6 protein-coding genes and 2 tRNA genes are annotated in these 15059 nt (G+C 71.7%); 7 read left to right on the top strand and 1 reads right to left on the bottom strand.

Annotated features, from left to right (window positions below; genetic code table 11):
* Positions 1 to 227 precede the first annotated feature (227 nt).
* Complete coding sequence (locus V2J63_RS03605; protein ID WP_331229601.1) at positions 228 to 5564, top strand: GH92 family glycosyl hydrolase; 5337 nt, start codon at positions 228 to 230, stop codon at positions 5562 to 5564.
* A gap of 115 nt (positions 5565 to 5679) precedes the next feature.
* Here the strand turns inward: V2J63_RS03605 and V2J63_RS03610 are convergent, their stop codons facing one another.
* Complete coding sequence (locus V2J63_RS03610) at positions 5680 to 6702, bottom strand: LacI family DNA-binding transcriptional regulator (RefSeq protein WP_331229602.1); 1023 nt, start codon at positions 6700 to 6702, stop codon at positions 5680 to 5682.
* 141 nt (positions 6703 to 6843) lie between these two features.
* Here V2J63_RS03610 and V2J63_RS03615 point away from each other — a divergent pair.
* The 6 genes from V2J63_RS03615 to V2J63_RS03640 all read left to right on the top strand — a co-directional run bounded on the left by V2J63_RS03615 (position 6844) and on the right by V2J63_RS03640 (position 15033).
* Positions 6844 to 6932 (top strand) — tRNA-Ser (locus V2J63_RS03615).
* Positions 6933 to 7124: 192 nt separating this feature from the next.
* Positions 7125 to 8138, top strand: coding sequence for an ABC transporter substrate-binding protein (locus tag V2J63_RS03620; protein WP_331229603.1), 1014 nt, complete (start codon positions 7125 to 7127; stop codon positions 8136 to 8138).
* 11 nt (positions 8139 to 8149) lie between these two features.
* Positions 8150 to 9091: an ABC transporter permease gene (locus V2J63_RS03625; RefSeq protein ID WP_331229604.1), complete on the top strand. Its 942-nt coding sequence runs from the start codon at positions 8150 to 8152 to the stop codon at positions 9089 to 9091.
* Between the two features lie 2 nt (positions 9092 to 9093).
* The gene (locus V2J63_RS03630; protein WP_331229605.1) at positions 9094 to 9885 is read left to right on the top strand and encodes an ABC transporter ATP-binding protein; all 792 of its coding nucleotides are present in this window, start codon (positions 9094 to 9096) and stop codon (positions 9883 to 9885) included.
* A 91-nt stretch (positions 9886 to 9976) separates the two neighbouring features.
* Positions 9977 to 10049: transfer RNA gene (locus V2J63_RS03635), tRNA-Arg, on the top strand.
* Positions 10050 to 10377: 328 nt separating this feature from the next.
* A complete protein-coding gene (locus V2J63_RS03640) occupies positions 10378 to 15033 on the top strand; it encodes a S8 family serine peptidase (protein ID WP_331229606.1) in 4656 nt (1551 codons plus the stop codon).
* The last annotated feature ends 26 nt before the right edge of the window (positions 15034 to 15059 follow it).

Consider the following 15059-nt stretch of genomic DNA (forward strand, 5'->3'; position numbering starts at 1 on the left):
CACCGCGACCGTATCCGTCCGTCGAGCCGAGCGGGCCCCTTTGCAGGACGTCGTCGAGGGCTACGGTGATACCGTCTTCCTGGACGTGTGACAGCGATGTCAGGCGGGTGGGCGGGGTGCGGGTCGGGCACGAGCGGCTTGCGCGGCGCCCGCCCACAGCCTGGTCGCACGGCCGACCAGTGCCGCGACGGTGCGGCTCAACGATGCAGCCGAAGGAGATCCTGCACATGACACTCCCGACATCCGCGCCACGACGGCGGACCGGACGCACGATCGCGGTCTCGCTCGTCGGCGCCCTCGCGGGCACGATGGGCCTCGCCGCCATGGCGCTGCCCGCAGCAGCCGCCGAGACCGAGTTCGCCTCCTCCTTCGAGTCCGGCGACGCGCAGCCTGCGGTGAGCCAGTCCTTCGGCGGCGACCCGGTCAACGTCACCGGCGACCGCTTCGGGGCCGGCAGCCTCCTCGGCTACGTCACCGGCGTCACCGGCACCGGCTCGAGCCCGGCTGCGGAGGCGCCGCCGAACGCCGCTGACGGCAACCCGAGCTCGAAGTGGCTCACGTTCGCCGAGACCGGCACGCTCACCTACGAGCTGAGCGAGCCCGTGTCCATCACCGGCTACGCCCTCACCTCCGCCAACGACGCACCCGAGCGTGACCCCCGCGACTTCACCGTCGAGGGCTCGACCGACGGCACGACCTGGGTCGAGCTCGACGCGCAGACCGGTCAGGCGTGGCAGGTCGGCAGCGAGAACAACCGCGGCGTCACGAAGGGCTACGAGCTGGCCGGACGCAGCGCGGAGTACGCGTACTACCGCCTCGACGTCACGGCGAACAACGGCACCAACATCGTCCAGCTCGCCGAGTTCGACCTCATCGACGCCGACCGGGGGGTGATGATCTCGCCGATGATCACCGAGGTCACCTCCGGCCCCACGTCCTCCCACACCGCGAAGACGGGTGTCGGCTTCACCGGCACCCGCTCCCTCCAGTACGTCGGTCAGGTCCTCGAGGACGGCGACGCGAGCGCGACGAACGAGCTCTTCGACGTCAACGTCGAGATCGCCGCGGACAGCCAGCTGACCTACAAGATCTTCCCCGTGCTCGACGCCGCGCTCACCTACGCGGCCACGCACGTCGCCGTCGACCTCGTCCTCGACGACGGGACGCGCCTGTCGGCGACGGACGCGACCGATGCGTACGGCTTCGGGGCCGACGCGCGCTCGCAGGGGACGGGCAAGATCCTCTGGCCCGACCAGTGGAACTCCGTCACCGTCGACCTCGGCGCACTCGCCGGCCGCACGGTCGACAAGGTGCTCCTCTCCTACGACCAGCCGGGCGCCCCGGCCGGCACGCCGGTGCTCGGCTACCTCGACGACGTGACGATCGAGGCCGCCGAGCCCCGCGACACCTCCGACGGCCTCATCAGCTACGTCGACACCCGCCGCGGCACGAACTCGACCGGCGGGTTCTCCCGCGGGAACAACCTGCCCGCGAGCGCGTGGCCCAACGGCTTCAACTTCATCACCCCGATGACGAACCCGGACACGACCAGCACCGTCTACAGCTACCAGCGCGACAACAACGCGCAGAACCTGCCCGGGCTCGCCGGCATCGGCTTCTCGCACCAGCCGAGCATCTGGATGGGTGACCGCAACCAGCTCGCCGTCCTGCCCGCCGAGGGCGCCGACCCGACGTCGACGATCGCCGACCGCAGGCTCGCGTTCCGCCACGAGAACGAGGTGGCCCGCCCCGACCGGTACGCCGTCGAGTTCGAGAACGGCATCGCCGCCGAGGTGACCCCCACCGACCACGGCGCCGTCTACCGCTTCACGTTCACCGGTGACGCCGGCAGCGTGCTCGTCGACCAGGGCGTCGGCACGTCCGGGCTCGACGTCTCCGCCGACGGCGCCGTCACCGGTTGGGTCGACGGCGGCTCGGGCTGGCCCGGCCGCACCCGGATGTTCGTCTCCGGCCAGTTCGACGCCACCCCGACGGCCGCCGGCACGACGCCGCGCGGCAACCGGGCCTCCGCCCGCTACGCCGCCTTCGACACCTCCGAGGACGCGACGGTCGAGCTGCGCATCGCCTCGTCGTTCATCTCCCTCGACCAGGCGACGAAGAACCTCGACCTCGAGCTGACCGGCCGCACCTTCGAGGACGTCCACGCCGACGTCATGGCCGCCTGGAACGACCGCCTCAGCGTCATCACCGACGTCGAGGGGGCCACCGACGCCCAGCTCGTCAACCTCTACTCGGGCCTGTACCGGCTCAACCTCTACCCGAACTCCCAGTTCGAGAACACGGGCACCGCGGCGGACCCGGTCTACCGGTACGCCAGCCCCGTCTCCCCGACGACGGGCAGCGCGAGCGCCACCGAGACCAACGCCGAGATCGTCGACGGCAAGGTCTACGTCAACAACGGGTTCTGGGACACCTACCGCACCGCGTGGCCGGCCTACGCGATGCTCTACCCGGACCTCACGGAGGAGCTTGTCGACGGCTTCGTCCAGCAGTACCGCGACGGCGGCTGGGTCGCCCGCTGGTCCTCGCCCGGCTACGCCGACCTCATGACCGGCACGAGCTCGGATGTCTCCTTCGCCGAGGCCTACCTCGCCGGCGCGCTGAGCAACGACCTCGCGCTCGAGGCGTACGACGCCGCGGTGAAGAACGCGACCGTGCTCCCGGCGTCCAACGCCGTCGGCCGCAAGGGCCTCGAGCGCTCGATCTTCCTCGGCTTCACCGAGGCCACCACCCACGAGTCCGCCTCGTGGGGCCTCGAGGGCTTCATCAACGACTTCGGCATCGCGCAGATGGCCGAGGCGCTCGCCGAGGACCCGGCGACCCCGCAGGAGCGCGTCCAGCAGCTGCGCGAGGAGGCCGAGTACTTCGACGCCCGCGCCGGCCACTTCGCGGAGATGTACAACCCCGAGGCCGGGGTCTTCACCGCCCGTAACGCCGACGGCACATGGCCCGAGGGCGCGGACTTCGACAAGAAGGCCTGGGGCGGCGCGTTCACCGAGGCGAGCGCCTGGACCTTCGCCTTCCACGCCCCGCACGACGTCGACGGCCTCGCAGCCCTCTACGGCGGGCGGCGCGAGCTGCTCGAGGAGCTCGACGCCTTCCTCACCAACCAGGAGAAGGCCGACTACTCCGGCATCCACGAGGCCCGCGAGGCGCGCGACGTGCGCCTGGGGATGCTCGGCATGTCCAACCAGGTCGCCCACCACATCCCCTACGTCCTCGCCGAGGCCGGCGACCCGGCCCGCGCCCAGGCGCTCATCCGGGACATCCAGCAGCGGCTGTTCGCCGGCTCGGACATCGGGCAGGGCTACCCGGGCGACGAGGACAACGGCGAGTTCTCGTCCTGGTACATCTTCTCGGCGCTGGGCTTCTACCCGCTGCAGGTCGGGTCGGGGGACTACACGATCGGGTCCCCGCTCTTCGACAGCGTCACCCTCAACCTCGGGGACACCCCGCTGACGATCAACGCGCCGGGCGCGAGCGACGGCCTCGTCTACGTGGCCGGGCTCGAGCACGACGGCGTCGCGCTGACGGACACGACGATCGACGGCGACCTCATCCGCGACGGCGGCACGCTCACCTTCACGATGAGCGAGACGCCGACGAGCTGGGGCGCGAAGGACCTCGACGAGGAGCTCTCCGCCCCGGAGGCCCTCGTCGACGCGACGAAGCCGGGTTTCGGCACGTTGACCGCGGCGGACGGCACGGCCGTCGGCGCGCTCACGGACGACAACATGCGCTCGGCCGTGACCTTCGCCGGCGAGAGCGCCGAGCTCACGTGGTCCTCGGCGAGCGGACCGGTCTTCGTCCACCAGTACACCCTCACGAGCCCGACCGGTGAGGGCGTGTCCGACCCGGCCTCGTGGACGCTCGAGGGTTCGGTCGACGGGCTGACGTGGACCGAGCTCGACGCGCGCAGCGGGGAGCAGTTCCCGCACTCGACGCAGACCCGTCCGTTCTCCGTGCCCGACGGCTCCGCCGCGTACTCGCACTACCGGCTCACCGTCGCCGCGGGCGAGGGCAACCTCGGCCTGGCGGAGGTCGAGCTGTTCGCCGCTCCCGCCGAGGCCGGCGACCTCACGGTCCTGGCCGCGGACGACCAGAGCGTCCGGGTGGGTACGGAGCTCACGGGCCAGGTCGGCACCGTCGTCGGTGGAGACTTCTCCGCCGGGGACTCCGTCGTCGTCGACTACGGCGACGGGTCGGGCCCGCAGGACGCGGTGCTGAGCGCCAACGGGCTCGGCGGCTGGACCGTGCGCGCCCCGCACACGTTCACCCGGGCCGGGGTCTACTCCGCCGTCGTCACGGCCACCGACAGCGTCGGGACGGTCGCCACCGCGACGTCGCAGGTGTCCGCCTTCCGCGACGACACGTTCGTCGGGCAGTTCAACAACATCTGCATCGGTGACCTCGAGCTCACCGCCGGGAGCTGCGACGGCCAGGGGCACACCTTCTTCCGCGACAAGCTCGCGGCGAGCGGGTTCGTCCAGGGCGAGACGATCCCGGTGCCCGGCACCGACCTCACGTTCGACCTGCCCGACGTCGCCCCCGGCGAGCCGGACAACGTCACCGGCGAGGGGCAGACGTTCCGCGTCGACCTCGGCGAGGGCGCGACGCAGATCTCGCTCATCGGGACCGCGACGGAGCTGAACAAGCAGGTCGAGGGCACGCTGACGTTCTCCGACGGCACCGAGCAGGCCCTGCCGATCGAGTTCGGGGACTGGGTCGGCGCCGCAGGCACCCCGCTCTTCGGCAATGTCAGGGTCGGCCTGTCCGAGGGGCGTCTCTCCGGCGTCAGCCCCGAGGGCAGTGTGAAGAACAGCGCGATATTCGCCACGGCGCCGCTCACCCTCGCGGTGGGCGAGGACGGTGCACCCAAGACGGTCGTGAGCATCACCCTGCCGGCGGAGGAGGGGACGCTGCGGGCCCAGGGCCGCACCCACACCTTCGCCATCGCCTCCGACGGCGACCGTGCGGCGGTCGAGGCGCTCGCGGTCTCGGCCGGTGAGGTCGGGACCCAGACGAGCGGAGCCGCCTTCGAGGCGCCGCTCGCGACGGTCACCGGAGGCGGCGACGGCGTGACCGCCGTCGTCAACTGGGGTGACGGGTCGCCCGTGTCGGCGGTCGACGTCGTCGACGGCGTGGTCGTCGCCGGCCACACGTACGCCGCGGCCGGGACCTACGAGGTCTGGGTGACGGCGGACGACGGCAGCCGGTCCGCCGCCACGTCGCTCGAGATCACCGTCGAGGACCCCGCGCCGACCGGCCCGGAGATCTCGGTCGTGGCGGACACCCGGTGCGTCGTCGGGCGGGTCGTCGAGACCGTCCGGGTGACCAACGAAGGGACGACGCCGGTGGCGGCGACCATCACCTCGCCTTACGGCACGCGGACGGTGACGCTCGAGGCGGGGCGCGCCACCTCGGTGGCGTTCAGCACCCGGGCTACCTCCGTGGCGGCCGGTGAGGTGAGCGTGACCGCGAGCACCGAGGGCGTCGAGGCGACCACGACGGTGAGCGCGACGTACGACGCTCGCACCTGCTAGCAGGACGACGTAGGCAGAGGGGCCGGCACCGCGAGGTGCCGGCCCCTCTGGCGTGCGCGCTGCGGGGGTTGCGCCGATGCGCCCGGCTGGGCCGCTACGCCTGCCGACTACGCCGCTACGCCCGCGGGCGCTCCCCGGACCCGCGGGGGACCAGTGTCATGGGCAGGACCACGGTCTCGATCGCGCGCTCGCGGTCGCTGAGCCGCGCCAGCGCCAGACGGGCGGCGTGGGCCCCCATCTCCCCGGCGTCGTGCGCGACCACGGTGATGCCGAGGACGCGCGCCCACTCGAAGTCGTCGAAGCCCAGCACGGCGGGCCGCGCTCCCGCCGGCGGGAGCACCGTCAGCTCCTCGACGAGGCCGAGGACCACCTGGTTGTTGCCGGCGACGAACGCCGTCGGCGGCTCGGGCAGGTCGAGGAGCTCGCGCACGTGCCGGCGGGCCGTGGCGGGGTCGTGCGCGCCGGTCCGCACGAGGTCCCGCCACCCGCTCACGCCGGCGTCGCCGAGGACGTCGGCCATGCCCGCGACCCGCTCGCGGTGCGTGGGCAGCCACTCGTAGTCCCCGACGAACGCGATGCGCCGGTGGCCGATCCTCAGGAGGTGGCTGGCGGCCGCGCGCCCGCCCCCGCGGTTGTCGAGGACGACCGAGTCGGCCGCGACCTGCTCCGCGGGCCGGTCCACGAAGACGACGGGGATCCCGCGCGCCTGCAGCGTCTCGTACGGGGAGTGGTCCGCCATCGCCGAGACGACGACGATCGCCTTGGTCTGGTGGTCCGCGAGACTGCGCGCGAGGCGCCACTCGTGCTCGGCGGACTCGCGCGCGTTGGCGACGGACAGGTGCATGCCACGCTCGCGGATGGCGTCCTCGAGACCCTTGGCGAGCGCCGAGTAGAACGGGTTGGTGATGTCGCCCGTGATGAGGCTGATCGAGTCCGACAGGCGCCCGCTCGCGAGCAGGCTGGCGGCGGTGTTGCGCTGGTAGTCGAGGGAGCGAGCCGCCGCGAGGACCTGGGTGCGGGTCGCGGCGCTGACGTACGGCTCACCGCCCAGGGCCCGCGAGGCGGTCTTGAGGCTGACGCCGGCGAGCTCGGCGACCTGCGCGAGCGTGGCGCGGCGGACGGGTGAGGGTGGGCGCACCCGCCGATTGTCCCGCGTCCGTGGGTGCGCGGGGGCCACGTTCCGCAGGCTGGGGACGAGCAGTTCCCAACGGTCCGGCGGTGTCGACCGAGCCGACTTTGGCCGTGCCCGTCCTACCGGGTAGCCTGGCCCCGGATTCTTGGAGACGTCGCATAGTCCGGTCTAGTGCGCGGCCCTGCTAAGGCCGTGACGGGGCAACCCGTCCGTGGGTTCAAATCCCACCGTCTCCGCTCCTGCATGCCGCACGGCGTGCGTCGGCAGCCCGGCCCCCTCGGTGGGGTCGGGCTGTCCGCGTCTGATGGGCCGGGGCGTCCGGCTGGGCGGCCGCTGTCAACCAGTTCATGAGATGCCGTTCTCACATGCCGGGCAGTGGAGTAGGCTCGCCGCCGTCGGCCCGCGGACCCCAAGGAAGGGAACCCATCATGACGATCTCGAGGACCCGCCTGCTGGTCGCCGCACTTGTCGCCCCCGCGTTCGCGCTCGCTGCGTGCGGTGGCGGAGACGCCGGCAGCGACGCGACCAGTGACGCGACGAGCACCGGCGGTGGCGCAGCCGCCGAGAGCTACAGCATCGGCATCACGCAGATCGTCTCCCACCCGTCCCTCGACGCGGCCGCCGTCGGCTTCAAGGCGGCCCTCGAGGACGCCGGGCTCGACGTCACGTACGACGAGCAGAACGCCCAGGGCGACCAGGCGACCGCGACGTCCATCGCGAACACCTTCGCCTCGGCGGACCACGACCTCATCCTCGCCATCGCCACGCCGACGGCCCAGGCGACCGCGCAGGCCATCACGGACGTCCCGATCCTCATCACGGCCGTCACCGACCCGCTCGAGGCCGGCCTCGTCGACAGCTGGGAGAGTCCCGGCGGCAACCTCACCGGCACGAGCGACCTCAACCCCGTCGACGAGCAGCTCGGCCTCCTCGAAGACCTCGCCCCCGACGCCGAGAGCCTCGGCATCGTCTACAGCTCGGGCGAGGTCAACTCGGAGATCCAGGTCGAGCTCGCCCGCGAGGCGGCTGCCGGGCTCGGGCTCGAGGTCGAGGTCGCCACGGTGACGAACTCCGGCGAGGTGCAGCAGGCCGCCGACTCCCTCGACGTCGACGCGTTCTACGTGCCGACCGACAACACGGTCGTCTCGGCGCTCGAGTCGCTCATCCAGGTCGCCGAGACCAAGCAGGTCCCGGTCATCGCGGCCGAGGGTGACAGCGTCGAGCGCGGCGCGCTCGCGACCTACGGCCTCGACTACGAGCAGCTCGGGTACCAGACCGGCGAGATGGCCGTCCGGATCCTCACCGAGGGCGCCGACCCGGCCGAGATGCCGATCGAGACCCAGACCGAGCTCCAGCTCATCCTCAACTCCGCCGCCGCCGGGCGCATGGGCGTCGAGATCCCGCAGGCGCTCCTCGACGACGCCGACTCCGTCCTGGACTGACGCCCCCTGCCATGATCACCGCCGTCGAGCTGGGCCTTATCTATGCGGTCATGGCGCTCGGGGTCTACCTGACGTTCCGGATCCTCAACTTCCCGGACCTCACGGTGGACGGGAGCTTCACCACCGGGGCGGCGACCGCGGCCATCCTCATCACGGGCGGCACCGACCCGCTGCTCGCCACGCTCGCCGCGGGCGTGGCGGGCCTGGCGGCCGGCGTCGTCACCGGCCTCCTCCACACCAAGGGTGGGATCAACCCGCTGCTCGCCGGCATCCTCACCCAGATCGGCCTGTACTCGATCAACCTGCGCATCATGGGTGGGGCGAACGTCCCGCTCCTGCGCGAGGAGACGGTCCTGACCCCCCTGCGCGAGGCGGGGCTCCTCGGGGGCGCGGCGTCCATCGCGCTCTTCGGGGCGATCGCCCTCGTCGTCAAGCTCGTCCTCGACTGGTTCCTCCACACCGACGTCGGCCTCGCGCTCCAGGCCACGGGTGACAACGAGGCGATGATCCGCAGCTTCGGCGTGAGCACCGACCGGACGAAGATCCTCGGGCTCGGGCTGTCCAACGGCCTCGTCGGCCTCTCCGGGGCGCTCATCGCCCAGTACCAGGGCTTCGCGGACATCTCGATGGGTATCGGCCTCATCATCGCTGGGCTCGCCTCGGTCATCCTCGGCCAGGCCATCCTCGGGGCGCGGCTCATCGTCATCTCCACGTTCGCGGTGGTGGCCGGGTCCGTCCTCTACCGCGTCGCCATCCAGATCGCGCTCGAGGCCGGCCTCGACCCCAACGACATGAAGCTCGTCTCCGCGGTCCTCGTCGTCATCGCCCTCGTCCTGCCGCAGTGGAAGGTCTTCCGGCGCATCCCGACGCTGCGCTCCTTCCGCCGCTCCCAGGCCGCGGCGGCCTCGACCGCCGACGCCGCCGGCGTCGTGCCGAGCCGGACGGGGGAGTGAGGATGCTCGAGATCACCGACCTCAGGAAGACCTTCTTCGCCGGCACCGTCAACGAGCGCGCCGCCCTCCAGGGCGTGTCCCTCTCCCTCGCGGCGGGGGAGTTCGTCACCGTCATCGGGTCGAACGGTGCGGGCAAGTCGACCTTGCTCAACATGATCGCCGGCAAGCTCTTCCCGGACGCCGGGACGATCTGCGTGGCGGGTGACGACGTCACGCGGCTCGCCGACCACCAGCGCGCCGCCTACATCGGCCGCGTCTTCCAGGACCCGATGGCCGGGACGTCGCCCGAGATGACGATCGAGGAGAACCTCGCCATCGCCTACGGCCGCGGCAGGCGCCGCGGGCTGCGGCGTGGCGTCACGCGGGCCAAGCGGGACGTCTTCGTCTCCGAGCTCCGCTCGCTCGAGCTCGGCCTCGAGGGCCGGCTCAAGACGAAGGTCGGCATGCTCTCCGGTGGGCAGCGTCAGGCGCTCTCGCTCCTCATGGCGACGTTCAGCGAGCCGAAGATCCTCCTGCTCGACGAGCACACCGCCGCACTCGACCCGCAGCGCGCCGAGCTCGTCGCGCGGCTCACGATCGAGTCCGTCGAGCGCCACCACCTCACGACGCTCATGGTCACGCACAACATGGAGCAGGCGCTCCGCCTCGGGACGCGGCTCATCATGATGCACGAGGGCCGCGTCGTCGTGGACATCGCCGGAGAGCGGAAGCAGCGCGCGACGGTGCAGGACCTCCTCGCCGCGTTCGAGCAGGTCAAGGGCGCCGGCCTCGACGACCGCACCCTCCTCCAGTAGGGCGCGCGCCGGGCCCGTGACGGGCGTCACGCGGAACGGGTTGGGACATCCGGCGGCGCACGGCTATTGTTGTCCTCGGCCTCACGGCCATGCGCCCGTAGCTCAACGGATAGAGCATCTGACTACGGATCAGAAGGTTGGGGGTTCGAGTCCCTCCGGGCGCACAGCACGACGAAGGCCCCGATCCGCCGCCGCGGACCGGGGCCTCCGTCGTTCGCGCACCGCCGTCGCGGGCGGCGACGGACGGTGCCCCGCGCCCCTCCTGCAGCGACGCACGGGGTGCTGCCGTGGCGGCCCTGCCGACCCGGACGAACCGGGCGCCGGTAGACGATGGTCGAGGATTCTGGACGGTCGTTGACGTGGGCTATGCCATGGGGTTAGACAGACGTGACCTGCCCGGGAAAACCCCCGGGCTCCTAGTCCTGGGGTTGATCGCCTGTGTCCAAAGCTCCACATCGGCTTCTGGCTGTGCTGTCAGCATGCGCACTCGCGGTGGGTATTGCCCCCACCGCGAACGCATCCAGCTCTGCTCCCGAAGCCCAGCGCACCACCTCCTCCGCCACGGCTACCGCCGAGCGCTCCTCGGTCAGCCGCGCCGCTGCCGCTGACCGGGCGGCGCCCGCCACGGCTACGGACGACCGCCTCGCCGGCGCCGCCGCCGAGCCTGCCGAGACGTCCGGCAGCACGAGCGTCGCGCGTGACGGCGCCAAGGGCACCGTCATGCGTCTCGGGTCCGCACCCACCGCTGAGCGCTACATCGTCCAGCTCGACGCCCCCGCGGTCTCCGCCTACGACGGCGGCATCGCGCGGCTCCAGGCGACGAAGCCGGAGCCGGGCGACAGGCTCGACGCGAGCGCCGCGCCCGTGCGCGCCTACACCGAGTTCCTCGCCGGCGAGCAGGCGGACCTCCAGAGCGAGATCCGCGCCGAGATCGGCCGGGCGCCGGCCGTCGACTTCAGCTACACCTACGCCCTCAACGGCATCGCGGTCGAGCTGACGGCGGACGAGGCGGCCGCCGTCGCGCAGCTCCGCGGCGTCACCTCCGTCGTCGTGGACTTCGACCGGCAGATCCAGACCGACAACGGTCCGGAGTGGATCGGCGCCCCGGCGATCTGGGACGGGGCGGCTACGGGCGGCGTCGGCACGAAGGGTGAGGGCATCGTTGCCGGCATCCTCGACACCGGGATCAACCCCTCGAACCCCTCGTTCGCCGACACCGTCCCGGAGTCCGAGGGCGGTGACGGCTACGACCACACCAACCCGCTGGGCGAGGGCACCTACCTCGGCATGTGCGACGCGGCCAACACCGAGCAGTACGACGCCCGGTTCCCCTGCAACGACAAGCTCATCGGCGCGTACGACTTCATCGGTGAAGGTCCGTTCGACGACGACGGCCACGGCAGCCACACGGCCAGCACCACCGCCGGCAACCAGGTGACCGCCGTCGTCGAGGGCCCGTCCGGGATCAGCGAGACCCGCACGATCTCCGGTGTCGCCCCGCACGCGAATCTCATCGCCTACGACGTCTGCGACGCGGACGGCTGCTCGGCGGCGGCGATCACCGCGGCGATCGACCAGGCGATCGAGGACCAGGTCGACGTCATCAACTACTCGATCGGCAGCTCGGCGCCGTCGAACGCCTGGTCGGACCCCGACGCCATCGGGTTCCTCAACGCACGGGCCGCGGGCATCTTCGTCGCCACCTCGGCCGGCAACGACGGCCCTGGGCCGTCGACCGTGGGTTCGCCCGCCGACGTGCCGTGGGTGACGTCCGTGGCCGCCTCCACGCACGACCGGGTCTACCTCAACGCGCTCGTCGACCTCACCCGCGAGGACGGTCCCGAGCTCGGCGACATCGGGGGCCTCGGGTTCACGACGGGCTACGGCCCCGCGCCGATCGTCTACGCGGGCGACTACGGCGACCCGCTGTGCCAGGCGGGCGCGTTCGAGGAGAACACCTTCGACGGCGAGATCGTCGTCTGCGACCGCGGCATCAGCGGCCGTGTCGAGAAGGGCCAGGTCGTCGCCGACGCCGGAGCGGGCGGAATGATCCTCGCCAACGACGAGCCGAACGGCGACTCGCTCACCGGCGACGCTCACGTCCTGCCGGCCGTCCACATCTCGTACGACGACGGCCTCGCCCTCAAGGCGTGGCTGGACGAGGGCGAGGGGCACACCGGCACGATCACCGGTGCGACGCTCGAGGAAGACCCTGCCAACGGGGACGTCACCGCCGGCTTCTCCAGCCGCGGTCCGAACCGCGCTCTCGACATCCTCTCGCCGAGCGTCGCCGCGCCCGGCGTCGACATCCTCGCCGCGGTCGGCGTGTCGACGGCGGAGAGCGAGGTGGACCCCGAATGGGGGTTCATCTCCGGCACCTCGATGGCCAGCCCCCACGTCGCCGGCGCCGGTGCGCTGCTGACCGACCTGCGCCCCGACTGGTCGCCCGCGGAGATCCAGTCCGCCCTCATGACGACTGCGGTCATGGACGGCGTCACCAAGGAGGACGGCGTCACACCGGCCGACCCGTTCGACATGGGCTCGGGGCGCATCGATGTCGCGGCCGCCGCGAACGCCGGCTTCGTCCTCGAGGAGACCATCGCGCGCTACGAGGCGGCTGACCCGAGCGAGGGGGGCGACCCCAAGACCGTCAACCTGGCCAGCATGGCCGACAGCCAGTGCCTGCAGACGTGCTCGTGGACCCGGACGTTGACCGGTGACGCCGCCGGGACGGTCGAGTGGAGCGCGACGGTCGCCTCCGACGACGACGTGGCGATCACCGTGGAGCCCGCCACGTTCTCCCTCGCCGACGGCGAGACCCAGGAGATCACCATCACCGCGGACGTACGCGCCGCGGACGCGGCGGCGGACACCTGGCTCTTCGGCCGGGTCTACCTCACGCCGGGAACGGCCGGCATCTCGGACGCCTCCCTGCCGGTGGCCGTCCTGCCGTCGACCGGCGTCCTGCCGAGCGAGGTCGTCATCGACACCCGCCGGGACGCCGGGTCGGAGCTCGTCGAGGACCTCGAGGCCATCGAGATCACCGACCTGCAGGCCACGGTCGCCGGCCTGACCCAGCTGGTGACCGAGGAGTACTCCCTCGTCCAGGACCCGACGAACACCGACCCGTACGACTCGCCCGCGGGCACGACGGTCCTCACCGTCGAGGTCCCCGAGGGTGCGAGCCGCCTCGTCGCCGAGGTCACCGAGTCGACGGCGCCGGACATCGACCTCTTCGTGGGCCGGGGCGACACCCCGAGCCTCGAGACCGAGATCTGCATGAGCGCGACCGCCGGAGCGCTCGAGAAGTGCGACATCGGGGCACCGGAGGCCGGCACGTGGTGGATCCTCCTGCAGAACTGGGAGGCATCCGCGCCGGGAGCGACGGACACCCTCACCTTCGGGACCGCCGTCGTCGCCGGCGACGCCGGCAACCTCTCGGTCGAGGGACCGGAGACCAACCCGACCGGCGAGCCGTTCGACCTGCGGGTGTACTACGACGAGCCCGAGCTCGACGCCGGGGAGCGCTGGTACGGGGCCATCACCCTCGGCTCCTCCGCCGGCTCCCCGGACGACATCGGCATCCTGCCCGTCACGCTCAACCGGTTCGCCGACGACGTGACGAAGACGGCCGACGTCGAGACGGCGGCGCCCGGTGACACCGTCACGTACGAGGTCACCGTCCAGCCCAACGTCACGGACGAGGACCTCACCTACACGATCACCGACGACATCCCCGAGGGGATGACGTACGTCGAGGGCTCCGCCACCGGCGGGGCCACCGTCACCGACGGCGTCCTCGAGTGGGAGGGCGTGCTGCCCACCGCCGCGGGCGCCACGGGCACCTACGCCATCACCCGCAGCGGTGAGAACCCGGCGTGCGCCAACCCGTTGAACGGTGGTGGCTACGTCGACCTCGCCTCTCTCGGCAGCTTCGCGACGGACCCGGGCGTCTCCGGGGACACGGTGGCGTTCACCGTCTCGAGCGCATCGCCGTTCAGCTTCTACGGCATCGACTACAACGGGATCACGCTCACCGACGACGGGTTCGTCGTCTTCGACTCGGCGACGAACTACGGCGGTGCGCCGTGGGAGCCCCAGGCGCTGCCCGACCCGGCGGCGCCGAACAACCTCCTCGCCATGCTGTGGCAGGACATGGAGATCGTCTACGACGCGGCGACGAACAAGGGCGTCACCCTCGTCAACCTCGGCGGGACGGTCCCCGGCAGCGCGCTCGTCATCGAGTACGACGACGTCCAGCTCTACGAAGACCCGGAGAGCACGTACGACGTGCAGCTCTTCGCCTTCCGCGGTCAGGACGACGCGCCCGGTGCCTACGAGTTCTACGTCGCCTACGACAACATCACCGGCCCGGTGGACGGCCCGCTGACGATCGGCACCGAGAACGCGGACGGCACGACGGGCCAGGCGCTCGTCAACCGCGACTCCGGCGAGGGCGTCGTCGAGGACGACACGGTCATCTGCTTCGACTACGAAGGCGCCTCGTTCGACCCGGTCACCATCAGCTACCAGGTGACCGTCGACGACGCGGGCCTCGCCAACGGGGACGTGCTGACGAACGAGGTCACCCACGTCACCGACAACCCCGGTGCGCAGCCGGTGACCATCGGTGTCGGTGTCACGATCGAGGGCGTTGTCGCCGAGACGCCCGTCATCACGGTCGAGCGCACGCGCGACGCGAAGGAGCCGAGCCAGAACGGCATCGTCACCTTCACGCGTACCGGCGACCTCGCGGAGGCGCTCACCGTCTCCTACGACGTCGACCACAACAACAGGGTGCGGATCGGGCGCGACATCAGGGCGCTCGACGGCACGGTGACGTTCGCCGCTGGCTCCGCCACCGCGACGGAGGCGGTGGAGGTCATCAACCGCAGCGGCCGCCAGCGCGACGAGCGGACGGTGACGCTCACGGTCGTCGACGCCGAGGCCTACGACGTCGGAGAGCCGTCGAGCGCGACGGTACGCATCCTCGACAGCGCCGACTCCGGCGGGCCGGGCGGGCCGGGCGTGCCCGAGTGCAGCATCTTCGACTCGAGCTGCTGGGCCCACTGGTTCGGCTCGTTCCTCGAGTGGCTCATCTGGAGCCTCATCGGGTGGCTGGTCCCGGGTCTTCCCGGGTACCCGTAACCCTTGAACGACGACGGGCGTGATCC

Source organism: Georgenia wangjunii, from assembly GCF_036421975.1.
Classification (GTDB): domain Bacteria; phylum Actinomycetota; class Actinomycetes; order Actinomycetales; family Actinomycetaceae; genus Georgenia_A; species Georgenia_A wangjunii.

What these genes read in the sequence shown, in the direction of transcription:
- V2J63_RS03625 (WP_331229604.1), top strand. Translation starts at nt 8,150, where the DNA reads ATGATCACCGCCGTCGAGCTGGGCCTTATCTATGCGGTCATGGCGCTC.
- V2J63_RS03630 (WP_331229605.1), top strand. Translation starts at nt 9,094, where the DNA reads ATGCTCGAGATCACCGACCTCAGGAAGACCTTCTTCGCCGGCACCGTC.
- V2J63_RS03620 (WP_331229603.1), top strand. Translation starts at nt 7,125, where the DNA reads ATGACGATCTCGAGGACCCGCCTGCTGGTCGCCGCACTTGTCGCCCCC.
- V2J63_RS03605 (WP_331229601.1), top strand. Translation starts at nt 228, where the DNA reads ATGACACTCCCGACATCCGCGCCACGACGGCGGACCGGACGCACGATC.